The following is a 23,441-nucleotide window of genomic DNA, read 5'->3' on the forward strand; positions in this document are numbered from 1 at the left end:
CTCCTCCGCGCGCCCCGTCAGACCGTGCTGAGCGGATGAGCCGCCGTCGCCGAGCGCGGCGGCCAGGCGCGAGGGGCGAGGATGCCGAGGACATAGGCGCGGGCGACGAGTGCGGGCCGGGTCGCGGCGCCCAGGACGTGCCGCAGGCGGCTGAGGTGGTAGTCGACCGTCTGCCGGGACAGCTTCAGCGAGGTGGCGATGTCTCCGTTGCTGCTGCCTTCCGCCAGGAGGGAGAGGATGCGGATCTGCGCCGCGGTGAGGGACGGATGGGCCTCGTGGGCGAGGCTCTGGTGGGTGACGACGGCCCATACGTGCCGGGCCCGCGCGGCGGAATGACCGATCGTCGTCAAGTGGAGCTGCGCGCGGCGCTGCAGCCCCCGGGCGTCGACGAGCACGGCGGAGGTCTCCACCCGTCTGACGCGGCGGGCTATCAGGCCTTTCCACCGGCGGTGCAGGCCGTCCAGGTCGGGTTCGGAGGCGAGCAGGGTGTGCGCGCGGCGGCCGACCAGGTCGGACAGGCTGAGGTGGAACAGTTCGGCGGCCGCCGCGCTCGCCTCCACCACCCGGCCGTTCGCCGAGAGCAGTGCGCAGGGCAGGCCGCTGTGGTCGCGCAAGGCTTGCAGGTTCTCCTCGGCCTCCTGGCGCTGCACCGTGGCGCGCAGGTGGTCCGTGACATCCACGTAGATCCCCGCGACGCAGGTCTGCGCGTTCTCGCGTACGGGGAAGCGGTGGCCCACGGCCCGGCCCGCGCTGCCGTCCTGGCGCCGGTAGCCCAGGGTGTGGCGCACCGGCGTGCCCCGGCTGAGGATCTCCTGGTCGAGGGCGCGGAACTGGCCGGCGTCGGCGGGCGCGTCGAAGTCCTCGATGTACTTGCCGACGACGTGTTCCGGAACGGTGCCGTAGAGGTGTGCGTAGGCGTGGTTGGCCCACAGGTAGCGTCCGTCGCTGTCCCGGATGAAAGCAGCGGCCGGTGCGAGGTCCACCAGATCGGCGAAGGCCGCGTACCGGCGCGGGGCATCGGCACCGGCGTCGACCTCCACCGCCGAGGCCTTGAAGCTGGAATCATCCACAGTGGTCTCCGTCCGTATATGACTGCCTGACGCACAGTCACAGCGCATTGGACATCCCGCCCCGGTCTCGCGCACGCGCGGTTCTCACCGGAGTGGCGAAATGCCGAGGTGGAACCTCCTTCATCCCTCAACAACGCCTACGACTCAGGCATTTGCCTGAGTCCCAGCTACCCAGGGTGGCGCTGCGGGCCTCCGCAGCGTGGTGCCCTTGAGTGAGCGGGTGAACACGCCCCGCCACGCACCTCCCCGCACCTCCGCGTACGCCGGGAGATTTCCCGGGCCCCACACGCATCACCGATGCATACGACGGTGCGTGCCCCCCGAACAAATGGAGACGAACTTCTGTGAGCAAGGTGCTGTTAGTGCATGCCAAGGGTGGTCCTCCGCTCGGCCATGTCCTGTCCCGGACGGCCGCACGGGCGCAAGTGCACCTGCTGGCTCTCAGCGCTCTTCCTCCCTCCGTGGCGGATTCCGCCTCGAGACTGTGCGCCTCGGTCGTGACCCCCTCCGACGCGCAGCGCGGCGACCTGGTGTCCCTGATCGTCTCGCGGGCCGAAGCCGTGGGCGCGGACGCCGTGCTCACCTTCTCCGAGTACGCGGTCGTGGCCGTCGCCGAGGCCTGCGAGGCGCTCGGCCTCGCGGGCGCGGGCGGCGCCGCCGCGCTCGCCCGCGACAAGCGGCTGATGCGGCGCACCTGGCGCGAACACGGCCTGCCGCAGCCCGAGTTCCGCCCCGTGGCCACGGAGACGGAACTGCACGCGGCAGCCGGCAGTTTGCCCTTCCCGCTGCTCCTGAAGGCGGCCTGGAGTGCGGGCTCCACCGCCCACCAGATCATCCTCTCCCCGCACGAGGTGTCCGCCGCCTGGGCACGCTCCCGTGCAGTGATGGCCGAATCGGCGCAGTTGGGGTACGCGGAGCTTCATGTCGCGGAGGCCAACGCGGACTTCGTGGTCGAGCAGATCGTGACCGGCACCGCGTCGGCCTGGTTCGACGAGCCGGGCTGGGGTGACTACGTCAGCGTCGAGGGCGTCGTGGCCGACGGCGCCTTCCACCCGGTCTGCCTCAGCGGCCGGATGCCGACCGTCGAGCCGTTCACCGAGCGCGCGGGCATCACCCCCGCCCTGCTCTCCCAGGACGCCCAGGACCGGATCGTGGATCTCGCGCGCCGTGCCGTCGACGCCCTCGGCCTGCGCGACTGCGGGACCCACACCGAGATCAAGCTCGGCGCGGACGGCAGCATGTGGCTGATCGAGACGGCCGCCCGGTTCGGCGGCGCGATGACGGTGCCCCAGATCGAGGAGGTCTTCGGGCTCGACCTCATCGGCATGCTCGTCGACCACCTCGTCGGGCGCCCGGTCCAGTGGCCAGGACAAGCCCTCACACCGGCGCAGGCGCGCGGTGCGGCGGGCTCCCTCGTCGTCCTCGCGGTCGACGGCCGCGGCGAGGCCTGGCAGGACCGCAGGGTCTGGGACTTCCCCGCGGTCTCGGCGGCCGTGCCCCTCAGCCGGGGCAGCGCACTGTCGGTGGTCGCGGAGAGCTCGCTCGCCGACGGCAGCGTCGTGCCGGTCTACGAACCCGCCGCGGGCGCCAACACCATGGCGGCCCTGTGCCTGCTGTCCGCCGCCGATCCGCGGACGGTGCTCCGCGACTTCGAGACCCTGGTGGACGCCCTGCCCCGGGTACTGCCCGCCGCGCAGCCCGAGGAGGCCTCCGTATGACCGCCCGGCTGTTCACCGGCACCGTCGAACCGGCCGCCGAACCGGCCGCCGACCGCACGGTCGTCGGCGAGAACCTCTCCCTGCCGCTCTTCCGCACGCTCTCGGGGGTCCTGGCAGGTCACCCCTACCTCAAGGTCGTCGTCGACCGGGCCGAGAACACCTGGCACCTGCTCGACACCGCCGCGCACCCCTTCCACGTCAACTACATCGCCACGCGGGTCCTCGGCATGGAGCTCACCGCCCTCGACGCCGATCTGGACGGGTTCAACGCCTCCGTCTACATGGATCCCGGGCGCCGCTTCCTGCTCGGCGTGCTGTCCCTGCACACCGAGCAGGAAGCCGACGGCCGCGAGCGCACCTTCCTCGTCCTGGAGACGACCGAGGCCGACACCATGCACGGTGAACTCCTGGACTTCTTCTACGAGTTCGTCCGCGCACGGGTCGACGGCAGGCTCCCGCTGCTGCTCAAGCCCGCCAACCACGGGCAGGAAGAGGCCCTCGCGGCGATCAGCGAACTGCGCGTGCCGCGCATCCTGAGCCACGAACTCTTCGGCTCCAGGACCCGCACACCGCTCAACCCCGGCGAGGCCACCGGACGGCTACGTCTTTTCCGTACGCACGAGGAGTACGCGGCGGCGGAGTCCGGGCTCGGCTGGGCGGACATCGTGGCCATGCCGTGCCTGCCGGACGACGTGCCCCGGGTGGCCGGATTCCTCAACACCGCTCCGATCACCCCGCTTTCGCACACCAATGTCCTCGCCTCGGGCTGGGGCATACCGAACGCCATCGTGCGCGACCTGGAGCAGCTCGTCGAGAAGGACGCTCTGGACGGCGCGTGGGTCAGCTACCGGGTGCGCGAGGACGAGATATCCCTGGAACGCCTCGACCACGAGCCCGCCCTGCAAGCGCCCGCCTGGCACCAGCAGCGCATCCGCCTCGAACCGCCCCTGCTCGAAGACGCCCCCGTGCTGGCCCTGCACCGGCTGCGCAGCGCCGACCGCGACCGGTACGGCACCAAGGCGGCCAACCTGGGCGAGCTGCATCACGTACTGGACAGCCGGACGGCCGACCTGACCGCCTTCTACGGGCGGCCCCGCCCACCGCGCGAGGACCTCTACGGGCACCTCGCGACCCGCCTCGGCCTGAGCGCACCCTCCAGCGGTGAACTCCGTGCCAAGGCCGCCGAGTTCGTTGCCGGTGCGGTCGGCGCGCCGGAGGGCGTCGCGCTCCCCTTCGCACTCCAGCAGCGTTTCCTCGCCTCGTCGCCCGCCCTCCAGCAGGGCATCGGCAAGCTCAAGATGGCACTGGAACTCGACGCCACGGACGTCTTGGACGCGCTCTGCCTGCAACTCCAGCACCTGATCCGGAACACGCCCGTCCCCGATGCGGTGACCCGGCAGATCGACCAGGCCTTCCCCGCCGCCGCGGACGCGCGCGGGCGCCTGGTAGTGCGCTCCTCGTCCAACGCCGAGGACCTTCCGGGGTTCTCCGCGGCCGGTGTCTACGATTCCGTCACCACCGTCCACGGCTCCGGCCAACTCCTGGACGCCGTACGCCAGGTGTGGGCCTCCCTGGTGTCGCCCCGCAGCGTGCGCCTGCGCCACCAGGTCGGCATCTCCCTGGACGACACCTACATGGGCGTGATCATCCAGGAGTACGTGCCCGCCTCCCTCGGCGGCGTCCTGGTGACCTGCAACCCGACCCGCCGCGAGGACTTCCGCAACGTCTACCTCAACTGCTCCCCCGGCTCCCCCGAGCAGGTGGTCGACGGTTCGGTCCTGCCGCAGCAGTACCTGTACAACACCGTGGAGGGCGGCGGCCGTACCGTCGCCCTGGGCTCCTGGAGCGACGGTCTTCCCGCCGCCACCCGCGCCCGGCTCGCCGACCTGTCGCTGACCGGGCGGCTCCTGCAGTCCCACTTCAGCGGATCCGGCGTCGGCGAATCCGATGTGGACAGGCCGCTGGACATCGAGTGGCTGATGACCGAGCGGGGCGACTTCCGGCTGGTCCAGATCCGCCCGTACGCCCTGTGAGGCCGCGTCCTGGCCGTCCGGCCTCCGGCAAGGGGGCGGGCAGCGGCCTGACGGAGACCGCCCGCCGCATCATCCGCCTCAACTACGGCTTCCAACTGCTGTTCAACCTGCTGTGGTGGATGCCGGTGTTCTACGCCTACCAGAAGGCGGCCGGGCTCTCGGACGGGCAGATCTTCGGCATCCAGAGCATCTACTACGTGGCCTTCTGCCTCTTCGAGATCCCGACCGGGCTCATCGCCGACCGGATCGGCACCCGCAACTGCCTGCGGGCCGGGGCGGTGGTCATGACGGCGGCGAACCTGGCGCCGGTGGTCTCCGCCTCGTACACCGGCTTCCTCGTCCACTTCCTGGCCATCGCGGCGGGACGCTCCCTCACCTCCGGGGCGGCGAGCGCCTACTTGTACGACGGTCTGCGGGCCGAGAAGTGCGACGAGCACTACCTGAAGGCGGAGGGCACCGCGCGCGCACTGGGTCTTGCGGCGAAGGTCGTGTGCTGGCCGCTGGTCGGACCCCTGATGGCCGTCGCGCACTCGGCTCCGTACGTGCTCAGCGCGGCCAGCGCGGCGGGCTCCCTCGCCTGCGCCGTCGCGCTGCCCCGGCTGGCCGGGGCAGCGGTGGCCACGGAGAAGGCGGAAGGCGGGCGCAGGGGCGGTGCGTTCCTGCGGGACGCGGGCTCCGCGCTGCGCTGTGTCGCCTCCTCGCGGTGGCTTGCCCTGGTGATGGTGCAGGGCGTGGCGGTCTTCACGCTGTCGCGGATCTGCCAGGTCAACCTCTTCCAGCCGATCCTGCTCGACCACGGCATCGCGGAGGCCTCGCACGGTGGGGTGCTTGCCGCGATGACGGTGGCCGAGGCGGTGGCATCGGCCCGCCCCCAGTGGCTGAGCCGGCGGCTGCCACCGGTCGCCTGGGTCTCGATCCTCAGCCTCGCGCTCGCGGGCACCCTTGCGGCCATGACGCTCGGCGGGCCGTGGGCCGTCGTCGCGCTGCTCTGCCTGTTCGCCGCCGCGACCGGGTTCGCGTACCCCGTCCAGCGCAAGCTGGTCAACGACGCCGTGCCCGCACACGCCCCGCGCGCCACCCTCCTCTCGGTCGAGAGCATCGTGGATCGCGCGGTGTGCGCACTGGCCGCCGTCGCCGCGGGCGCCTACCTCTCCGCAGGGCACCTGGACGCCCTGCTGTGGCACAGCGCGCTCGCGACGGCGGTGCTGCTCGGGGCCTTCCAACTGCTCCTGCGCAGCGGGGTGGTGAAGCGGGCCCAGGGTGCGGCACTCCCCGCCGAAGTCGAAATCCCTGAGGCCACGGACACGGACACGGACGGAGGCGCCTCGGATGCCGCGGACCAACTGACCGGAGGGGGAAGCCGCGGGCCACGGTCGAAGCCGTAGCCGTGGCCCGCGTGGACTTCGGTCAGCGGGGCCGGTGGCCGAGGAGCTCGACCAGCCGGACCGGGAGGAACGCGGGCCGGTGCGGGCGGCCGACCTGGTAGGAGACGAAGTCGAGCGAGGAGGCCACGTTGACCTCCTCGGCCGTCTCCGCCTGGTAGACGACCCGGCAGCGACCCGAGTCGGCCTTCGCGCGCTGCCAGAGGGTGGGCGCCGGTTTACGTTCGGCCTCGGTGCGGGGCGTGAGGATCCGGTCGCCGAAGTCCTTCCAGGCGAAGGGCGTGGTCCCCTGCCACGTGGCGTCGACCTCCTTCTTCAGCCGGGCGGCACGCTCGGCGTCGGTCGCGCCCCACGAGGACGGAACGTTGGTGATCAGGCCGACACTGATGTGGCGTTCGCGCAGGGCGCGCAGATAGGAGGCGGCGCCGGGCTGATAGCCGGTGCTTCCCTCTTCAGCGGTGTGTACGAGGGTCTCGCCCAGGTCGAAGTACACGATGGGGCAGGCGCGTTCGGTGCCCGCACCCGTATGTGCGACGGTGTCCGTTCCCGTGTCACCGCTCGCGTTCCCGGGCGCGGCCGCACTCGCCGTCGCGCAGAGCACGGTGGACACCAGGGCTGCGCCCAGCGCGAGGCTCGCACGGCTCATGCCCATGCCCGTGCCTTTGAAGGCGGATCTCTTCATGGTGTCGTCGTCCCTCTCCCGGTTCACTGGTCTACCTCGCTCTACCCCTGATCACCGCGCGCCACTCGGGCCCCACGTCTCACTTCCCTCACCCAACTCAACGATTCTTGAAGGGCTTTGGCGGAGAATAGGGAGAACATCGCACGCGCCACGAGGGGAAATCTGCCGGTGAACGTCGGACGGGCACGTTCCGCCGCGGTCCAGTGGGTCGCCCAGCACGCCCAACCCGATGCCGGATATCGGGGCGCGTACTTCAGCGGCTCGACCGTCGGGCTGCCGGACGACGCCGAACTGCCGCCCTCCTCCGACGTGGACATCTTCGTCGTCACAGCCGCCGACAGCCCGCCGGTCAAGCCGGGAAAGCTCCCCTATCAGGGCGCTCTGCTGGAGGTCAGTTACCTGCCCTGGGCCGAGCTCGCCTCCGCCGAAGAGGTTCTCGCGTCCTACCACCTGGCCGGCAGCTTCCGTTCCGACACGGTCATCGACGACCCCACCGGCCATCTGCGCACGCTGCACGCGCACGTCTCACCCCGTTTCGCCGCACGGCCGTGGGTCCGCCGCCGATGCCAGGACGCCCGCCACCGGATCGAGGCCCGCCTCGCGGCGATCGACACCTCGGCGCCGTTCCATGAACAGGTCAACGCCTGGCTGTTCCCCACCGGCGTGACCTGCCACGTGCTTCTCGCCGCCGCTCTGCGCAACCCCACTGTCCGCCTGCGCTACCCGGCAGCCCGCAAGGTCCTGGCCGACTACGGCCACCTCAGCCTCTACCCCGAACTCCTGCGTCTCCTCGGCTGCTCACACCTGGCCGCACACCGCGTCCAGCACCATCTGAGGGAACTGGCCGCGACGTTCGACGCCACCGCTGAGGTGGCGAGGACCCCGTACTTCTTCAGCAGCGACATCACCCCACCGCACGGCCGATCGCCGTCGACGGAAGCCAGAGCCTCATTGATGCCGGTGACCATCGCGAGGCGGTCTTCTGGATCATCGCGACCTTCGCCCGCTGCCACACCATCCTCGCCGTCGACGCTCCCGCCCTGCACGCGTCCCGCGCTCCGGCCTTCCGGGCAGCCGTCGCCGACCTCGGCATCAGCTCCAGCCACGACCTCCTCCGCCGAGCCGAGGACGTCACCCGGTTCCTGCCCCGGCTCTGGCAGGCCGGCGAGGACATCATGGCCAGGAACCCCGAGATCACCGGATAGCGAAGGCAGAAGGACGCGCCGCGTTGCCGGGCGTCCCGTGCGCCGTCCGCGGGAGCCGCGACAGCCGTATCAACCCACCAGCAGGACGAGCTTCCCCCGCACATGACCGTCCTCGCCGACGCGGTGCGCCTGCGCGATGTCGGCCAGCGGGAAGCTTCGCGCGACCGGTAGCGAGAAGCGCCCGGACTCGATCAGCTCACCGATCCCGCCGAGCGCGTGGACCGCGCGGCCGGCGTCCCCGCGGCTGAACGTCACCCCATGCTGCTGCGCTCCGGCGAAGTCCGCGAGCGTCACGACGTGCTCCGGGCCGCCCGCGAGATCCATGAGCTCGGGCAGAACCCCGCTGCCTGCGACGTCCAGCGCCAAGTCGACGCCGTCGGGCGCGAGCGCCCGGACCCTCCCGACGAGGCCCTCGCCGTAGGCGACGGGCTCGGCCCCCAGCGAGCGCAGGTAATCGTGGTTGGCCGGGCTGCCGGTGCCGATCACACGCGCACCGCGCACCACGGCGAGCTGGACCGCGGCGCTGCCGACGATTCCGGAGGCGCCATGGATGAGCAGGGCGCTGCCGCTCTTGACGCCGAGCTGGTCGAGCGCGCGCGTGGCCGTCTCGATGGCGGCCGGCAGCGCGGCGGCGCCGGGGAAGTCGAGCGAGGCCGGGACAGGGGCGTAGTGCGAGAGCACCGCCAGCTCGGCCTGAGCCGCCCCTTCGACGGAGAAGCCGAACACGCGATCGCCCACCGCCACGTCCGCGACACCCTCGCCGAGCTCGTCGACGACGCCCGACGCCTCGTGGCCCATGGTCTGCGGGAGCTCACTGTCCATCAGGCCCTCGCGCTTCTTCCAGTCGCTCGGGTTGATGCCGGCCGCGCGCACGGCGATCCGGACCTGGCCGGGACCCGGATGCGGATCGGGGAGATCCACGATCTCCAGCACCTCCGGACCCCCGAACCGACTGAAACGGGCTGCCTTCATCGTCCACTCCGATCTCGCCCCCGGTCCATTGCGCCCAACGTAGATCACGAGGGCGGTCTTCTCGCGCCCGCGCGCTCCAGCCTTCAGCCTTCAGCCGCGACCGCGGAGCATCGACAGCAACAGCCCGTGAGTCTCCAAGTCCGCTGCCACTACAAGCCCCTGGCCTCCACGCCCTGGCGGTGTGCCGTCCACTCCGGTGACGACACAGCCCGCGGCCCGGCACAGCGCGATGCCGGCCGCGAAGTGCACGCTCTCGGCCAGGTTGCCGCCGTCGGTGACGTAGGCCGCGCGCTTGCCTGCCGCTACCCATGCCAGGGCCAGCGTCGTGGACACGACCCGCGGCCGGAACCGCTCGACGAATCCAGGGTGAGCGAGCAGATCCACGGCCCGGAAGCCGGGCGCGTTCGGGAAGGGCGGGTCCAGGTTCACGTCCACCAGCTGCGTGGCAGCCGTCGGGGCCAGCTCGGTGTCGCTCCCGTCGCGCCGAACCCAGGCGGCGGCGCCGTCGGTGAAGAAGACCTCGCCGCTGAACGGGTCGGCCACCGCGGCAGGACCGTCGCGCAGTGCCACGTTGACGGCAACCATCATGCTGCCGACGGCGTAGTTGAGCGTGCCGCACAGGGGGTCCACGAACCACTGGCGCTCCGCGTCGGCCGCACCCTGCCGCCCTCCCTCCTCACCGTGCACCGCGTCGTCGGGCCGCGCGGCGCGGATGACGCCGAGGATCGCCTCCTCGGCCGCCACATCGGCGTCAGTGGCGAAGTCCCCGGCGCCCTTGTCGATGCGGGTGAGCCGCCGGCCGTACCTGCCATGTACGACCTCTGCGCCGGCACGCGCCGCGGCTATCGCAACTTCAGCGTCGTCGACGCTCGCACTTGAGTCGATCACGGAGTGCAGAGTAGCGGGGTGGTTCCGGTGGCCCGGCGGTTCCGGCCCGGGTGACAGGTACACCGGGTGACAGGTACACGTAAGATCATCCCGCGCCCCTGGGGCGCGAGCACAGGCACATCAGAACTGGAGTACCCCTTTGAAGAAGCGTCTCATCGTTCCCGCGGTCGTCGCGGCTCTGTCGCTGGCCGGGTTCGTACCGGCGGCCTCCGCCGCGACGACCGCGCAGAGCGGCACCGTGGCCACCGCGGCCGCGGCCAAGTGCAAGAGCCTCAAGTCGCTCAGCACCCTCAACATCCGTAAGTCGGCCACCACCAGGTCGACCATCCTCGGCACCTGGCCCAAGGGCGCCAAGGGCTGCGACATCTCGGGCACCACCGGCGGCTCATACACGAACACGTGCGGGATCGACAAGTACAACGGCTGGCGCAAGGTCAACTACAAGGGCACCGTGGGCTACGTTCCCAACGTCTGCGTCATCTACGCGTAGTCCCGATCCACGCGTCAGTTCCAACAGCGGTCCCGGATCTCGGCGAGCTGCTGGAACCCGGCTGACCTGTAGGTGACGACGGCGTCGCCGCCGCGGCGACGGTGATCGCTTTCCCGTAGCCGCGGCGGCACACAGGGCTGTCGTTACGATCCGCAAGTATGAACGACGACGTGCGCAACATCCTTCTTGGCATAGCGGCTTCCGGGATCAGCGCCGGGCTCGGCTGGTTCACCCGCACCTACTTGTGGCGTCGCGCCCTCGCACGCAAGCAGCGCTTCTTCGGACTCGCACCGGACTCCGAGTGCCTCCTGGTGGTCAACGGCAAGGCGGGCGACGCACGTTGGGCCGTCGCCCGGCATGATGTGTTCGCGCTCCTCGAACTGTCCATGCTCATCAAGGAGTGCCGGGCGAACGTGCAGATCGTCGCGCACGACACGGCGCGGCGGGGCCTGGGCGAGACGACCGAGTTCTGCGTGGGCGGCCCAGTGTCGAACAGCCGGATGGCGGCGCACCTGCGCAATCTGTTGCCGGGCTTCACGATGAACACGGTCGCCTCGTCGGGACCGGACTGCGGGGCCTTTGCCGTCGGCGGCGATATCTACCGGATGGACCGGGGCAGGGCCGAACACGTGCTCCTGGCGCGGGTGGTGAATCGCGCCGAGGGGCAGGGAACGGCCCGGCCGGTCTTTCTCATCTGCGGGCAGCACTCCAACGCCAACCACGCCGCGGCGCGCTACCTCGCGCGTCACCACGCCCGACTGGCGAGCACCTACAAGGACGCCGCCTTCTGCCAGCTTCTCCGGGTCGTCGACTCCCAGGCCTACGGCCCCGATGTCGTCGAGCTCGTCGGTGATGTCACCCGGGCCGCCACCTCTCCCCCGGTGCCCGCCGCGTAGCGGCCGCTACTTCTCACCAATCGTGGACGGATCCGTCCTGCAGCCGGTTGACCGGCAGATAGGCCGCTTCGTAGGGGTGGGCCGCCGCCAGGTCCTCGTCCAGTTCCACGCCGATGCCCGGGGCCTCGCCCGGGTGCAGGTGGCCGTCCGTGAACGTATAGGCGTGCCGGAACACCTCGTCGGTGAGCGGGGTGTGGCCCGAGTACTCCTGGATCCCGAAGTTGTGCACCGCCAGGTCCAGGTGCAGGGCCGCGGCCATGCCGACCGGGGAGATGTCCTCGGGGCCGTGCACCGCGCTCTTGATCTGGTACTGCGCGGCGAAGTCGAAGAGCTTGCGCAGGGGCGTGACGCCGCCGAAGTGGGTCACGGCGGAGCGTACGTAGTCGATCAACTGCTCGGTGATCAGGGCCTGGTAGTCGTGCACGGTGTTGAAGACCTCACCGATGGCCAGCGGTGTCGAGGTGTGCCGGCGCACCAGGCGCAGCGCCTCCTGGTTCTCGGCCGGTGTGCAGTCCTCCAGCCAGAAGGGCCGGTACGGTTCCAGGTCCTTGCCGAGCCGGGCCGCCTGGAGGGGGGTGAGGCGGTGGTGTGCGTCGTGCAGCAGCGGGAGTTCGGCGCCGAACTCCGCGCGCACCGCCTCGAAGACCATGGGCGTGTGGCGCAGGTAGGCGTCGGTGTCCCAGTCCTCCACCAGGGGGCGGGCCTGCTGGTGCAGGACGGGGGAACCGTCGTCCTCGGTGCTGTGAACGCCGTAGACGGCCTTCAGGCCGGGGATGCCGGACTGGACGCGCACCGCGGTGTAGCCCTCGGCGAGCCTGGCCCGCACGGAGTCGATGAGCTCGGGGATGTCGCGGCCGTTCGCGTGCCCGTAGGTGCGTATGCGCTCGCGGCTCGCTCCGCCCAGGAGTTGGTAGAGCGGCAGGCCCGCGGCCTTCGCCTTGATGTCCCACAGGGCGACGTCGACGGCGGCGATGGCGGCCATGGTGACGGGGCCGCGCCGCCAGTAGGCGCCTCGGTACAGGTACTGCCAGGTGTCCTCGATCCGGTGCGGGTCGCGGCCGATGAGGAGGGGTACGACGTGGTCGGTGAGGTAGCTGACGACGGCGAGTTCCCGGCCGTTGAGGGTGGCGTCGCCCAGTCCCGTGAGCCCGTCGTCGGTCGTCAGCTTCAGGGTGACGAAGTTGCGGCCCGGGCTGGTGACGACGACCTTCGCGTCGACGATCTTCATGCTTGTGCTCTTTCCGATGCGGTGGGGATGGGCGGTGCGGTGGGGGAAGGTCCCGGGGGGCTGCTTCAGCCCTTGGTGGCACCTGAAGTCAGGCCCGCCACCAGGTACTTCTGTCCGACGACGGCGGCGATGACGACGGGGACGGTGATGAGGGTGGCGGCGGCCATGAGGCCGCCCCAGTCGGTGCTGGCGTACGAGATGAAGTTGAAGAGGGTCACCGGCACCGTCTGGGTGCGGTCGTCGGCGAAGACCAGCGCGAACATGAAGTTGTTCCAGCTGAAGACGAACGCAAGGAGAGAAGCGGTCGCGGTCCCGGGCGCCGCGAGCGGCAGCGAGATGCGCCAGAAGGCGCCGAACGCGCTCAACCCGTCGGTGCGGGCGGCCTCTTCCAGCTCCACCGGAAGTCCGGCGAAGAAGCTGATCATGATCCACATGATCAGCGGTACGGAGACGAACATATGGCTCAGGACGAGCACGGTGTAGGAGCCCACGAGCCCCATCTGCGCGAACAGGTAGTACCAGGGCACGAGCAGCGAGATCGCGGGAACGATGCGCGCGACCAGGATGACGGAGCCGGTGCGGTGCATGGCGAACCGGCCCACGGCCCACGCGGCGGGCACGGCGATGACCGCGGAGAGCACCGTGGACACCACCCCCACCAGCAGGGAGTTGCCCATGGAGCGGACGATCTGCCCGGCCTCCACGATGCTGCGGAAGTTGTCGAGGGTGGGCTTGAACCACAGGCCCACGCTGGGGTCGGTCACCTGCACGTTGGTCTTGAACGCGGCGGCGAACATCCACACCAGGGGCAGCGCGAAGACCAGCGTGACGAGCGTGATGGCGATCCCGCGCAGCCACGTCCACTTCGTGCGCCCGCGAGGATGCCTCCCGCGCCCGCGGGGCTGGGGTGCGATCGGCGGCCGGGGCGCGGGGGTGACGGTGGCACTCATGCGTTCTTCCCTCCTCCGCGGCGGCGCAGCACGACCACGACACCGATGATGAACAGCGTGAACAGGACCAGGACGGCCGCGGCCAGGCCGTACTCCTGGTAGTCGAAGGTGAGGCCGTAGGCGTAGACGTTGAGCGTCTCCACCTCGAAGTCGGAGCCGCCGCCCGCGCCCTTGGTGGCGTAGAGGATGTCGAAGGTCTTGAGCGCGTCGACGGCGCGCAGGACCAGGGCCGTGGCGAGCGTGGGGCCCAGCATCGGCAGGACGACGTGGCGAAAGCGCTGCCAGGCGCCTGCACCGTCGACGAGCGCGGCTTCCTCGGGTTCCTCGGGGAGGGTGCTCAGGCCCGCGAGCAGGAGCAGCGTCATCATCGGCGTCCACTGCCATACGTCGATGAGCATCAGCATCGGCAGTGACTGGCTGACCGAGCCGAGGAACTCCTGGCGGGGCAGTCCGAGGCCGGCGAGGAGGTGGTTGGCGATGCCGTTGGTGGGGTCGAGGATCAGCAGCCACAGGATGCCGATGGCGACGGGGGTGGCGAGCAGCGGAATGATCAGGACGGTGCGCACCATGCGCATTCCGCGGAACGGCTTGCGCATGAGCATGGCGAGCGCGAGGCCGAGGACGGTTTCCAGGACCACGGCGCCAACGGTGAAGACCAGGGTGCGGCGTGCCGCGGGCCAGAACCGGCGGGTGTCGCCCAGTGCGTCCGTGAAGTTCCGCAGGCCGATGTGGCGCTTGTCGGCGTTCACCGCGCCGAAGGCGTCGGTCAGGCTGAGGTCGAGCGTGAAGGCCAGCGGGAAGACGATCATCAGGCCGACGAAGAGCAGCGCCGGGGCGAGCATCGCCCACTTCAGCCGCCGGTTGGCCTGTTCGAAGGTGCGCGGGGCGCGGGTGCGGCGGGCGCTCGGCCGCGGCTCCGACGACGGGGGGTCGGTGCGCGGCGGGGAGACCTCGGTGGCGGCCATCAGGACTCCTTGTGGCGGTTGTCGCGGACGAGGAACTCGGCGAACTCCGCGTCGGCGTCACGTACGACGGGCCGTACGGACTCGCCGAGGATCGCTGCGACCAGCGGACGGCCGACGATGTCCCTGGCCCGGCCGACCTGGAGGACCTGCGGCCGGTCGTAGCCCAGGCCGCGTTCGGCGTTGACCCGCATCGCCTCGGCGAGGTCCGGCGGGAAGGCGGTCAGCGTGCGGCGGTTGGCCCATACGGAGCTGCGGGCGCCGGGGATGCCGTCCGACTGGAGGGCCGCGGACATCTTCGGCCCCGCGGCCCACCTGATGAACTCCCAGGCGTCGTCGCGCAGGAGGGAGAACTTGTTGATGCCAAGGCTCCAGGACGGGATGTTGTGGGGCTTGGCGCCGGCCGGTCCCGCGGGGAAGGGTGCGAAGCCGACCGCCTCGCGCACGGCCGGGGTCGCGATCTTCGGGTCGAGGAAGTTGCTGTAGATGGCGTCGGCGTCTATGTAGAACGCGGCCTTGCCCTGCGCGAAGATCGGCATGGCCTGTTCGAGGCTCATGTTGGTCGCTCCCGGCGGTCCCGCTCTGCCCAGGAGCCTGCCGTAGTACTCGTAGGCGGCCAGCGACTGGCGGCTCCCGATGGCGGACTTGCCGTGGTCGAGGAAGTCGCCGCCGTGCGAGTACAGGAAGCTCGACCACTGGGAGACGGCGCCGCTGCGCTGTCCGCGCCCGACGTACCCGTAGAAACCCTTCTTCTTCTCGGTGAGTTCCAGTGCGGCCGACATCAGCGCGTCCAGGGTGCGCGGCGGTCCGCCGAGCCCTTCGACGAGGTCCTTGCGGTAGTACAGCGTGGGGCGTTCGGTCACCACGGGGACGCTGAGGATCCTGCCCGCCGCCAGGGACGCCTGGCGCGGCGCCTTCTGGAAGTCCGCCCAGGCGAACTCCTTGTCGCCTTCGACCCGGTCGGTGAGGTCGGCGAGCCAGTCGTTGTGCGCGAAGACCAGTTGCTCCTGGAGCGCGCGCACCATCATGACGTCCACGTCGGTGCCGGAGGCGTTGAGCTTGACGTTGTAGCTGCTCGACAGCTGGTCGGAGGTGAGCAGGGTCATCGAGACCCGGCGCCCGATCCGCTCCTCGAACTCCTTGATCCGGCGCTTGATCGCCTGCGACCACACGTGGTTGATCGCCATGATCCGCAACGGGCTGCGGGCCGACGGCCTGGCGTCCCGCGGCGAACAGGCGCCCGACGCGCCCAGGCCGACGGCTCCCGCCGTGCCTGCGGCCAACCTGCCGAAAGAGCGCCGACTCAAGGGCTGGCTGCTCGTGGACATCGTTGTCCTCGTCTCTGTGCTGGGAACGATCCCGAACCGTGGCTCCGACCGTGGGAAGCGTGACTCAGGGGTGGTCCAGGGGGCGGTCCAGGGGGTGATCCAAGGGTGGTTCAGGTGTGGTCCAACTGGTAGGACCAGTTGGAATCTGACGGGACCGTAGCAGGACACGCGGGTTTCCCGACAGCCCCTGAGAGAAAGATCCACGCAACGGAACGGTCACGCCCACCGCCGCGAGCCATGCAGCGGCCGGCCCTCAACAGCAGGTCAGGGGCTCACCGGGAGCAGGGCGCGGCTGCGCCCCCGCCCTGGCTACTCCCCCGCCCTGGCTACTCCCCCGCCCTGCCGCCCGCCCGTCGGGCGTCCGCCTGCCCGAGCAGCGTCTCGATGTGGTTGCGGGCCATGATGTCGACCTGCACGTCGAGATCCGCGCCGTAGGTGCGCAGGCCGAGCATGAGGTGCTCCCGCATGCGCGCGGCCGCGAGCTCCTCGTCACGTGCCTCGATCGCCTCGAAGATCTCCGGGTGATGCGGCACACCGGGCTCGCCGATGGAGGGATCCGAGTTCGAGCGGAGCATCATCTCGAACATCATCCCGCTGATCGACGACAGCATGATCCGCAGTACGGGGTTCTTGCTCGCCACCGCGATCGCGTCATGGAACTCCATGTCGGCCTGTGCCTTGACGACGACGTCCGTGGCCGACTCCAGGGCGTCGCTGGCGCCGCGCATCGCCGCGATGTCCTCGTCCGTGGCCCGCAGGGTCGCGAGGCGGACCATCTCGACCTCCAGCGGAAGCCGCGCCTCGATGAGCTGACGGACCGTGGGCCGCCCCGCACGGTACAGCGCGTCGTACCCCCTGGCCTGGCCCGAGCTCTGCTCCCGCACGAAGGAGCCACGCCCCGGGGCGACCTCGATGAGGTGCTGTGCCTCCAGCCGCCGCAGCACTTCTCGCACGACGTTGCGGCTGGAGCCGAACTGGGCGGCCAGGTCACGCTCGGAGGGCAGCTTGGCCCCGACCTCGATCTCGCCGGAGCGGATCTCGTGTTCCAGCTGGCGCGCGATCCGCTCGGTCAGCAGGCCGCGCTCAGCCGGATCGGCAAGACGACCCGGCTGCGTGAAACCTGGCGACGAGGAGGATGCGGGCGGCTGCATGGTCGCAGCGTACAGCGGGGCGTTGGGCTCATCCCAGGTAGTGGTGATCTTGCCGATCGACGGCTCGGACGAGACCGGAGGGGATCAGACAGAGCGAAGGGGTGGGCCCGACCGTCCCAGGTCGGGCCCACCCCTCAGGCGCGCACGCCACCGCCCGTGGCGCCGCGCCGCTCTAGGCCGCGCTCAGGTGGACATCGCCATGTCACACCAGCGCGGGCGTCACCATCGGTACCAGCGGCCCTTGCGACCGCCGCTCGCCGCGGGCCGGATCACGAAGCCGAGCAGCCACACCACCAGCAAGATCACCGCGATCCACCACAGCGCCTTGAGCGCGAAACCCGCGCCGAAGAGGAGCAGGGCCAGCAGAAGAACCACAATCAGGGGAACCATTTTTATCAACCTCCAGACCACCATGTGCTCTCAGGCCTGCCCGACAAACACACAAAAGACGTGTTTTCTCCACAGCCCCAAGGGCATGCGCCCGCACCACGGAGTGCCCCCTTCCGCGCTGGCCATGCATGCCGCCAACGATGGACATCGGCAAGCACCGGCGGCCGCGCCATGTCCAGGTTGCCCAGTAAAGGCACTTCTTCACACCATTGGCGGCGTATATAAAGCTCTGCCTGCATTGCGGACCACTCGGGCGAAATAGTAGAACTGCATTCCATTCAGTGAAGTGAGTCACAGCTATCGGCGTCACCCCTCGGTGTCCGCCGAGCGCATTTTCGTTCTGCGCAAAGAAGGTTGGGGTTTTTGATCAAAGCGGGTGAAGACTCCAGATCGTCGACTATCCGACCTAGTACATTCCGTCTCCGAATTCGGGTCTTGTTTCGTTCCGGCTTTCTCGCCTAACGTCACCGTCAATCCGGGTGGAACGCCGAATCCTGCCGCTGTCCGGAATCACTCCCACCCACTCACATACGCACGGCAGGAGCGGGGGACCCAGGTAAGCCGCCGATCCGGATTCCGGAACGGCTCGGGGTGAAGTCGCGCGCTCAGCGCGACCGGACATCTCCCGTCCGAACCCGACAGCTCACCTCGTAGGCGACGGAGAGGAAATTCGTCATGCCTTCCAAGGGAAAGCACCGCCGTCCCAAGTCCAGCTCGCTCAGCCGGGGTATCGCCGTCGCCGGCACGGGCGGGGCCGTGCTCGTCCTTCCCGTGCTCGGCGCGACCACCGCCGGCGCGGCGCAGAGCGGCCCGGCGCAGGCCGCCACCGCCAAGCCCGCCGCGGACGCCAAGACCTACGTGGTCGTCGCGGGCGACACGCTCTCCAAGATCGCCCGGGAGCACTCGGTGAGCGGCAGCTGGAAGAAGCTGTACGAGGACAATCGCAGCGCCCTGGGCGACGACCCGAAGCTGATCCGCCCCGGCCTCCGGCTCACCCTCGACAAGGAGGGCTCGGCCACTGCGGACGCCTCCAGGGCCTCCGCCGAGCGGGCGGACCGCTCCAAGCGCACGGACCCCTCCGCCGCCGAGCCGGCCGCCGCCCCCGCGAAGAAGTCGTACACGAACGACCTCGACGGCTGGATCAACGAGTCGCTGGACATCATGGCCCAGCGCGGCATTCCCGGTTCCTACGAGGGAATTCACCGCAACATCATGCGCGAGTCCTCCGGAAATCCGCTGGCCACCAACAACTGGGACTCCAACGCCGTCGCGGGAACTCCCTCCAAGGGGCTTCTTCAAGTGATCGCCCCCACTTTCTCCGCCTACCACGTGCCCGGCACGTCCCAGGACAGCTTCGACCCGGTCGCCAACATCACCGCCGCGTGCAACTACGCGGCCGACCGGTACGGCTCGATCGACAATGTGAACGGCCCGTACTAGACCGCGCCGAGTCTGTTCGGCGTTCTCGCCGAATTCGTCGGCCCGCGCACCGAGATGTCCCCCGATTCTTCTCCTACGGGGATTTCCGCTGCGCGGGCCGCGTCAGTGAAGCACCGTCATGTTGCGGCGTGGCAGGGGCATACGACGTCAGCACGGCAGCCAGCTCCTCCAGGCTCCGCGCCTGCCAGTCGAAGGAATCGGTGGCCATGGGCGGGTCCCCGACCGGCCGTTGGACGAACGCGGTGCGCATGCCCACCGCTTGAGCTCCCCGTAGGTCCCAGGCATGCGCGGCAACCATCAGCACGTGCTCGGGCGGACACCCCGCCGCCTCGATCGCGAGCCGGTAGACCTCCGGAGCCGGTTTGTAGGCCTGAGCGTCCTCGGCCGACAGCACCTGGTGCCAGCGCAGCCCCGCATGCGCGTTCAGCCGCAGCAGAGTCCCATGCCCGGCATTTGACAGCCCCAGCACGGGAAAGTGCCGCGCAAGACGCGTGAGTCCGGCAACGGAGTCCTCCCAAGGGCGGAGGCGCCGCGACGCGGCAGCCAGCCGTCCGATGGCCACCGGGTCCTTGATCCCGGCGCGCTCCGCCACGCGCTGAGCCGCTTCGCGGTCGATGGCCTCGCTGTCGGCGTACGCCCGGGTCCCCTCCCCGATGCGCCGCTGCTCACCCTCGACATGCTCGCGCCACACCGTGAGCAGGCCGTCGGCGGTCACTTCGCCTGAAGCACCGTCAGACGCGTGCAGCGCGTCGCCGATGGCCGCACGAAGCCCGCCGGACTCGTCCACCATCGTTCCCAGAACGTCGAAGACGACGACCTCGATATCGCGGGCCCCACGCATCCGTTCTCCTCAGCATCGCGTCACCGGCCAGACAGGTGACGAGTGTTGCCCGGTGGTGCGTCACCGGTCAAGATGGTGACGTGCACTTCGCCTTCGTGAGCGGCAACCCCGCCCTGGACCTCATCGCCACCCTGGAATCCCGCCGCGACCAGCCCCGCGACCTCCTGGCCACCCCCGCCGACCTCGAACAGTGGGTCCTGGCCTGCGACGAGCTCCCCGACGACGTGACCGCCGACCCCGCCGACCTCGACTGCGCCCTGCGGCTGCGCGAGGCCATCCACCGGCTCGCCCTCGACCGCATGAGAGAACGCCCCTACACGGCAAGTGAGCTGGGCATCCTCAACAGCGCCGCCGCCGGGGCGCTGCCCACCCCACGCCTGTCCGACGAGGGCGTGCATCTGACGGGGGATCTGCGCTCCGCGCTCGCCCACGTCGCCCGCCGCGCGATCAGCATGCTGGCCGACCCCCACACCAGCCTCAAGGAATGCGGGCGCACCACCTGTACGCGCCTCTACCTCGACCGCTCGCGCGGCACGCGCCGCACCTGGTGCGGCATGCAGGCCTGCGGCAACCGTGTCAAAGCCGCCGCCTACCGAGCCCGCAAACAGACCGCCCCATAGGCGGCTCAGTCGTCGATGCCCGAGCGCTCCACCCCTGCCACGATCCACCGCTGGAAGAACAGGAACACCACGAGCAGCGGCACGATCGACACAGCCGCCGCGATGAACAGTTCGTGCAGTCTGATCACCTGTGACGTGGTGAACGACGACAGGGCCACCTGCACCGTCCACGCGTTGCGGTCCTGGCCGATGACCAGCGGCCACAGGAACGAGTTCCACGCGCCGATGAAGACGATCGTGCCCACCGCCGCGAAGACCGGCCGGGAGTTGGGCACGACCACCCGCCAGTACGTGCGCCAGTACCCGAGCCCGTCGACACGCGCCGCATCCTCCAACTCCCGGGGGAATCCGAGGAAGTACTGCCGGAAGACGAAGCAGGCGAAGGCGGAGAACAGGGTCGGGACGATCAGTCCGCGCAGCGTCGACACCCAGCCGAGCGACGACACCAGGACGAACGTCGGCACGAAGGTGACGGACGCCGGAACCATCAGCGTGCCGAGGATCGCGTAGAAGACCTTGTTCGCGTGGCGGTAGGGGATGCGGGCCAGGCCGTAACCGGCGAGTGAGGCCAGCAGCAGCGTGCCGAGTGTCGTCGCGACCGCGATGAGCGAGGAGTTGAGCAGGGAGCGCGCGAACGGTACGGAGGTGTCGTCGAAGAGTTCCTGGACGTTCCCCCAGCGCAGGGTGGAGGGGAAGAAGGTCCACTCCGGCGAGGTGATGTCGCTCTCGGCGGAGAGCCCGTTGCGCACGAGGAGGTAGAAGGGGATGAGGAACAGGAGCGCGAGCGCGATCAGCAGCGAGAGCCGCAGCGCGCGGCCCGCCCTGACCCTCGCGTCGGCGCCCGAGTGGTCTTTCATTCCGCGTCCTTCCTGCCGAGCCCGAACCACTTGGCCTGTCCCACCGTCACCACCGCGATGATCAGCGCGAGCAGTACGGCGCCCGCGCTGCCCAGGCCGAGGTTCTGTCCCTGGCCGAGCGCCGTGTAGTAGAGGTAGACGAGCGGGGGTCTGGCGTAGGGCGGGTAACCGCGGGAGTCCGAGAGCAGGTTGTAGAACTCGTCGAATGCCTGGAAGGCGTTGATGACGAGCAGCAGCACGACGGCCACGGACGTGGCGCGCAGCTGCGGGAACGTGATGTGCCGAAAGACCTGCCAGCCGGGCCGCGCCCCGTCCACCGCCGCCGCCTCGTAGAGGGTGGGGCTGATGCGCTGGAGTCCGGCGAGGAAGAGCACCATGTAGAAGCCCGCCTGGAGCCAGAGCCGCACGGTGACGATGACGGCCCAGTACCAGGGCGGATCGGTGGTCGAGAGCCAGGCGATCTGGTCGCCGCCGAACCAGCCGAGGACGGTGTTGGCGAGCCCGAACCGCACCCCGTTGAAGATCGACATCTTCCAGATGAGCGCGGCCACGACGTAGGAACAGGCGGCGGGCAGGAAGAAGACCGAGCGGAAGAACGCCTGGGCGCGGCGCTGGCGGTGGACCATGAGGGCCAGCGCGAGGGAGAGCGCGTAGGTCGCGGGGACGATGAAGAGCGAGAAGACCAGGAAGGTCCACAGGCTGTCGGTGAATGCCTCGTTCTGGAGCATCTGCGTGTAGTTGCCGAGGCCGACGAAGTCGCTCGGGGTGACGGTGTTGTGCGCGTCGAAGAAGCTGAGGTAGACGCTCCAGCCGAGCGGGATGTACGTGAAGACGCCAAGGCCCAGCAGGAAGGGCCCGACGAACACCCAGAACCACAGGGTGCGGTTCTGGTGGCCCCACGGCTTCCTTCGCCCGGTCGGCTGTCGCTGACGTCCCGTCGTGTCCTGTTCGCCAGGGGCTGCTGTGGTCACGACTTCTTCTTCACCCGGCCGAGCTCGGCGCTCACCGTACGCACGACCTTCTTGAGCTCGCTCTCGGGGTTCGCGCCGTCCTTGATGATGCGGCTCAGGGCGTCCTGGTAGGCGCTTCGGCTGGCCGGGGTCCAGAGGAGGGGTTCGGCGTGGCCGTGGTCCGTGGTGTAGCGGACGGCGTCGGCTGCCGCGCCCTTCCTGAGCTTCTCGGCCTTCTTCGCCAGGGAGACGCGGGCCGGGATGTGGAATCCGTAGGAGAGGGCGAAGTCCTCCTGGCGGTCGGTGCTGTCGATCCACAGCCACTTGAGGAAGTCCTTGCCGGCCGGCTGATGCCTGCTGCGGGTGCTGACCGCGGCGGCGTACGCCCCGACCGGCACCGCGGGCTTGCCCGCTGCCCCGTCCTTCGGGAACGGCAGGACGCCGAAGTCGTCGCCGAGTTCCTTCTGCACGGTGGGCAGCGCCCACAGGCCCGACCACTGCATGGCGGTCAGCCCCTGGACGAACGCGGACGGGTCGGACCAGTCGGCGGGCGCGCCCAGGAGCAGCGACTTGTCGGCGTACAGCTGGTGGATCTTGCCGAGGGCGCGGGCGGCCGCCGGGTCGTCGAAGCCGACCTTCCCGTCGGCGGTGACGAGTTCGAGCCCGGCCGCGTTCAGGGGCGTGCCGCCCAGGACGCCGGCGCCGCCGTCGTTGCCCAGGAACAGGCCCTTCGTCTTCTTGGTGGTGAGCTTCTTCGCGGCGTCCACGAGCTCGTCCAACGTCTTGGGCGGCTGGACGCCGGCGTCGGCGAGCAGGCTCTTTCGGTAGTAGAGCAGCTGCATGTCGATGACCTGGGGGATGCCCCAGATCCTGCCGTCGTACGTCTTGGGGGCCAGGACGGCCGGGTTGAAGTCGTCCTTGACGCCGTCGAACAGCTCGGTGAGGTCGGCGACCTGCTTGCCCTGGATCTGGTCGAGGGTGGGGCCGTTGACCTCGAAGACGTCGGGGCCGGATTCGGTCAGGAGCGCCGCCGCGGTCTGTTCGTCGTAGTTGCCGGGCCGCCACTGGACGGTGACGTTGGCCTTCTTGTAGGCCGTGGCGTACTTCTTCACGGCTTGTTCGGTGCCCTGCTCGCCGTACTGGTGATACCACTGCGACAGCTTGGGCCCGCCACCTGAACCGCCCTCGTCCCGGCCCGTGTTGGAGCCGCACGCGGTCAGCAGCCCCAACGCCGCGCCCGCTCCGAGCAGTCCCCTGCGGCTGATGGTCATTGATCGTCCCCCTGTTCGGCGTACGGGTGGTTCCGACGGCCCAACGATCAACCATGCAGGCGGATTACGACAGGGGGACTACGGCCGTGTGTCGGCCGATCCGGACACGCGCTCTAC

At 69.9% G+C, this 23,441-nt stretch carries 22 protein-coding genes and 1 riboswitch; of the genes, 8 read left to right on the top strand and 14 right to left on the bottom strand.

The genetic code is table 11. From position 1 onward, the window contains the following. Nucleotides 1-17 precede the first annotated feature (17 nt). The gene (locus ACFUPX_RS22195) at nucleotides 18-1,070 is read right to left on the bottom strand and encodes a PAS domain S-box protein (protein WP_383325100.1); all 1,053 of its coding nucleotides are present in this window, start codon (nucleotides 1,068-1,070) and stop codon (nucleotides 18-20) included. A 344-nt stretch (nucleotides 1,071-1,414) separates the two neighbouring features. Between ACFUPX_RS22195 and ACFUPX_RS22200 the strand changes: the two genes are divergently transcribed. The 3 genes from ACFUPX_RS22200 to ACFUPX_RS22210 are packed head-to-tail and all read left to right on the top strand — an operon-like array spanning nucleotide 1,415 to nucleotide 6,206. Then, nucleotides 1,415-2,788: an acetyl-CoA carboxylase biotin carboxylase subunit family protein gene (locus ACFUPX_RS22200; protein WP_383325102.1), complete on the top strand. Its 1,374-nt coding sequence runs from the start codon at nucleotides 1,415-1,417 to the stop codon at nucleotides 2,786-2,788. Next, nucleotides 2,785-4,821 (top strand): PEP/pyruvate-binding domain-containing protein, encoded by a 2,037-nt coding sequence (locus ACFUPX_RS22205; RefSeq protein ID WP_383325104.1) that lies wholly within the window; start codon nucleotides 2,785-2,787, stop codon nucleotides 4,819-4,821. The genes ACFUPX_RS22200 and ACFUPX_RS22205 overlap by 4 nt, the downstream gene beginning before the upstream one ends. Then, complete coding sequence (locus tag ACFUPX_RS22210; protein WP_383325107.1) at nucleotides 4,818-6,206, top strand: MFS transporter; 1,389 nt, start codon at nucleotides 4,818-4,820, stop codon at nucleotides 6,204-6,206. The genes ACFUPX_RS22205 and ACFUPX_RS22210 overlap by 4 nt, the downstream gene beginning before the upstream one ends. A 22-nt stretch (nucleotides 6,207-6,228) precedes the next feature. Here the strand turns inward: ACFUPX_RS22210 and ACFUPX_RS22215 are convergent, their stop codons facing one another. After that, nucleotides 6,229-6,885: a hypothetical protein gene (locus ACFUPX_RS22215; RefSeq protein ID WP_383325110.1), complete on the bottom strand. Its 657-nt coding sequence runs from the start codon at nucleotides 6,883-6,885 to the stop codon at nucleotides 6,229-6,231. A gap of 168 nt (nucleotides 6,886-7,053) precedes the next feature. Between ACFUPX_RS22215 and ACFUPX_RS22220 the strand changes: the two genes are divergently transcribed. Further along, on the top strand, nucleotides 7,054-8,196 hold the full coding sequence (locus ACFUPX_RS22220) for a hypothetical protein (RefSeq protein ID WP_383325113.1): 1,143 nt from the start codon (nucleotides 7,054-7,056) through the stop codon (nucleotides 8,194-8,196). Here ACFUPX_RS22220 and ACFUPX_RS22225 read toward each other — a convergent pair. Together ACFUPX_RS22225 and ACFUPX_RS22230 are read right to left on the bottom strand one after the other, a co-directional pair. After that, the gene (locus ACFUPX_RS22225; protein WP_383325116.1) at nucleotides 8,160-9,062 is read right to left on the bottom strand and encodes an NADP-dependent oxidoreductase; all 903 of its coding nucleotides are present in this window, start codon (nucleotides 9,060-9,062) and stop codon (nucleotides 8,160-8,162) included. The two genes, ACFUPX_RS22220 and ACFUPX_RS22225, sit on opposite strands and share 37 nt — an antisense overlap. 90 nt (nucleotides 9,063-9,152) lie before the next feature. Continuing rightward, complete coding sequence (locus ACFUPX_RS22230) at nucleotides 9,153-9,950, bottom strand: inositol monophosphatase family protein (RefSeq protein WP_383325119.1); 798 nt, start codon at nucleotides 9,948-9,950, stop codon at nucleotides 9,153-9,155. Between the two features lie 139 nt (nucleotides 9,951-10,089). Between ACFUPX_RS22230 and ACFUPX_RS22235 the strand changes: the two genes are divergently transcribed. Both ACFUPX_RS22235 and ACFUPX_RS22240 read left to right on the top strand, forming a co-directional pair. Next, entirely contained in the window at nucleotides 10,090-10,440 is a 351-nt protein-coding gene (locus tag ACFUPX_RS22235) for a hypothetical protein (protein ID WP_383325121.1), read from the top strand. A gap of 158 nt (nucleotides 10,441-10,598) precedes the next feature. Beyond that, on the top strand, nucleotides 10,599-11,336 hold the full coding sequence (locus ACFUPX_RS22240; RefSeq protein WP_383325124.1) for a hypothetical protein: 738 nt from the start codon (nucleotides 10,599-10,601) through the stop codon (nucleotides 11,334-11,336). A gap of 13 nt (nucleotides 11,337-11,349) precedes the next feature. Here ACFUPX_RS22240 and manD read toward each other — a convergent pair whose 3' ends face one another. The 6 genes from manD to ACFUPX_RS22270 all read right to left on the bottom strand — a co-directional run bounded on the left by manD (nucleotide 11,350) and on the right by ACFUPX_RS22270 (nucleotide 17,345). After that, a complete protein-coding gene (gene manD / locus ACFUPX_RS22245) occupies nucleotides 11,350-12,564 on the bottom strand; it encodes a D-mannonate dehydratase ManD (RefSeq protein WP_383325127.1) in 1,215 nt (404 codons plus the stop codon). Between the two features lie 65 nt (nucleotides 12,565-12,629). After that, a complete protein-coding gene (locus tag ACFUPX_RS22250; protein WP_383325130.1) occupies nucleotides 12,630-13,514 on the bottom strand; it encodes a carbohydrate ABC transporter permease in 885 nt (294 codons plus the stop codon). After that, on the bottom strand, nucleotides 13,511-14,479 hold the full coding sequence (locus ACFUPX_RS22255) for a carbohydrate ABC transporter permease (RefSeq protein WP_383325132.1): 969 nt from the start codon (nucleotides 14,477-14,479) through the stop codon (nucleotides 13,511-13,513). The genes ACFUPX_RS22250 and ACFUPX_RS22255 overlap by 4 nt, the downstream gene beginning before the upstream one ends. Further along, nucleotides 14,479-15,804 carry an ABC transporter substrate-binding protein gene (locus ACFUPX_RS22260; protein ID WP_383325135.1) on the bottom strand — a complete coding sequence of 442 codons (1,326 nt, stop codon included), beginning with the start codon at nucleotides 15,802-15,804 and terminating at the stop codon, nucleotides 14,479-14,481. The genes ACFUPX_RS22255 and ACFUPX_RS22260 overlap by 1 nt, the downstream gene beginning before the upstream one ends. Before the next feature lie 326 nt (nucleotides 15,805-16,130). Further along, entirely contained in the window at nucleotides 16,131-16,955 is an 825-nt protein-coding gene (locus ACFUPX_RS22265) for a FadR/GntR family transcriptional regulator (protein WP_383325138.1), read from the bottom strand. A 219-nt stretch (nucleotides 16,956-17,174) separates the two neighbouring features. Continuing rightward, nucleotides 17,175-17,345 carry a DUF5670 family protein gene (locus ACFUPX_RS22270; protein WP_383325141.1) on the bottom strand — a complete coding sequence of 57 codons (171 nt, stop codon included), beginning with the start codon at nucleotides 17,343-17,345 and terminating at the stop codon, nucleotides 17,175-17,177. Between the two features lie 475 nt (nucleotides 17,346-17,820). After that, nucleotides 17,821-18,017: riboswitch (cyclic di-AMP (ydaO/yuaA leader) on the top strand. Between the two features lie 3 nt (nucleotides 18,018-18,020). On the opposite strand from ACFUPX_RS22270, the gene ACFUPX_RS22275 reads away from it, so the two are divergent. Beyond that, nucleotides 18,021-18,785, top strand: a complete 765-nt coding sequence (locus tag ACFUPX_RS22275; protein WP_383325144.1) for a transglycosylase SLT domain-containing protein — start codon at nucleotides 18,021-18,023, stop codon at nucleotides 18,783-18,785. Nucleotides 18,786-18,858: 73 nt separating this feature from the next. Here ACFUPX_RS22275 and ACFUPX_RS22280 read toward each other — a convergent pair whose 3' ends face one another. Further along, on the bottom strand, nucleotides 18,859-19,626 hold the full coding sequence (locus ACFUPX_RS22280) for a haloacid dehalogenase type II (RefSeq protein ID WP_383325147.1): 768 nt from the start codon (nucleotides 19,624-19,626) through the stop codon (nucleotides 18,859-18,861). An 80-nt stretch (nucleotides 19,627-19,706) separates the two neighbouring features. Here ACFUPX_RS22280 and ACFUPX_RS22285 point away from each other — a divergent pair, with 80 nt between their 5' ends. Next, nucleotides 19,707-20,246 (top strand): CGNR zinc finger domain-containing protein, encoded by a 540-nt coding sequence (locus ACFUPX_RS22285; protein ID WP_383325150.1) that lies wholly within the window; start codon nucleotides 19,707-19,709, stop codon nucleotides 20,244-20,246. Between the two features lie 5 nt (nucleotides 20,247-20,251). Here the strand turns inward: ACFUPX_RS22285 and ACFUPX_RS22290 are convergent, their stop codons facing one another. Genes ACFUPX_RS22290 through ACFUPX_RS22300 form a run of 3 tightly spaced genes read right to left on the bottom strand, consistent with a single transcriptional unit; the run spans nucleotide 20,252 to nucleotide 23,324 of the window. Next, on the bottom strand, nucleotides 20,252-21,103 hold the full coding sequence (locus ACFUPX_RS22290; RefSeq protein ID WP_383325152.1) for a carbohydrate ABC transporter permease: 852 nt from the start codon (nucleotides 21,101-21,103) through the stop codon (nucleotides 20,252-20,254). Beyond that, on the bottom strand, nucleotides 21,100-22,074 hold the full coding sequence (locus ACFUPX_RS22295; protein ID WP_383325155.1) for a carbohydrate ABC transporter permease: 975 nt from the start codon (nucleotides 22,072-22,074) through the stop codon (nucleotides 21,100-21,102). The genes ACFUPX_RS22290 and ACFUPX_RS22295 overlap by 4 nt, the downstream gene beginning before the upstream one ends. After that, nucleotides 22,071-23,324 (bottom strand): ABC transporter substrate-binding protein, encoded by a 1,254-nt coding sequence (locus ACFUPX_RS22300; RefSeq protein WP_383325158.1) that lies wholly within the window; start codon nucleotides 23,322-23,324, stop codon nucleotides 22,071-22,073. The genes ACFUPX_RS22295 and ACFUPX_RS22300 overlap by 4 nt, the downstream gene beginning before the upstream one ends. Nucleotides 23,325-23,441 lie beyond the last annotated feature (117 nt).

It is taken from the genome of Streptomyces sp. NPDC057302 (assembly GCF_042667685.1).
Taxonomy (GTDB): Bacteria; Actinomycetota; Actinomycetes; order Streptomycetales; family Streptomycetaceae; genus Streptomyces.

Excerpts from the sequence above, each read along its gene's own strand:
- ACFUPX_RS22205 (WP_383325104.1), top strand. The coding sequence starts at position 2,785 with ATGACCGCCCGGCTGTTCACCGGCACCGTCGAACCGGCCGCCGAACCG.
- ACFUPX_RS22215 (WP_383325110.1), bottom strand. The coding sequence starts at position 6,885 with ATGAAGAGATCCGCCTTCAAAGGCACGGGCATGGGCATGAGCCGTGCG.
- ACFUPX_RS22225 (WP_383325116.1), bottom strand. The coding sequence starts at position 9,062 with ATGAAGGCAGCCCGTTTCAGTCGGTTCGGGGGTCCGGAGGTGCTGGAG.
- ACFUPX_RS22240 (WP_383325124.1), top strand. The coding sequence starts at position 10,599 with ATGAACGACGACGTGCGCAACATCCTTCTTGGCATAGCGGCTTCCGGG.
- manD (WP_383325127.1), bottom strand. The coding sequence starts at position 12,564 with ATGAAGATCGTCGACGCGAAGGTCGTCGTCACCAGCCCGGGCCGCAAC.
- ACFUPX_RS22250 (WP_383325130.1), bottom strand. The coding sequence starts at position 13,514 with ATGAGTGCCACCGTCACCCCCGCGCCCCGGCCGCCGATCGCACCCCAG.
- ACFUPX_RS22255 (WP_383325132.1), bottom strand. The coding sequence starts at position 14,479 with ATGGCCGCCACCGAGGTCTCCCCGCCGCGCACCGACCCCCCGTCGTCG.
- ACFUPX_RS22260 (WP_383325135.1), bottom strand. The coding sequence starts at position 15,804 with ATGTCCACGAGCAGCCAGCCCTTGAGTCGGCGCTCTTTCGGCAGGTTG.
- ACFUPX_RS22265 (WP_383325138.1), bottom strand. The coding sequence starts at position 16,955 with ATGCAGCCGCCCGCATCCTCCTCGTCGCCAGGTTTCACGCAGCCGGGT.
- ACFUPX_RS22270 (WP_383325141.1), bottom strand. The coding sequence starts at position 17,345 with ATGGTTCCCCTGATTGTGGTTCTTCTGCTGGCCCTGCTCCTCTTCGGC.
- ACFUPX_RS22275 (WP_383325144.1), top strand. The coding sequence starts at position 18,021 with ATGCCTTCCAAGGGAAAGCACCGCCGTCCCAAGTCCAGCTCGCTCAGC.
- ACFUPX_RS22280 (WP_383325147.1), bottom strand. The coding sequence starts at position 19,626 with ATGCGTGGGGCCCGCGATATCGAGGTCGTCGTCTTCGACGTTCTGGGA.
- ACFUPX_RS22290 (WP_383325152.1), bottom strand. The coding sequence starts at position 21,103 with ATGAAAGACCACTCGGGCGCCGACGCGAGGGTCAGGGCGGGCCGCGCG.
- ACFUPX_RS22300 (WP_383325158.1), bottom strand. The coding sequence starts at position 23,324 with ATGACCATCAGCCGCAGGGGACTGCTCGGAGCGGGCGCGGCGTTGGGG.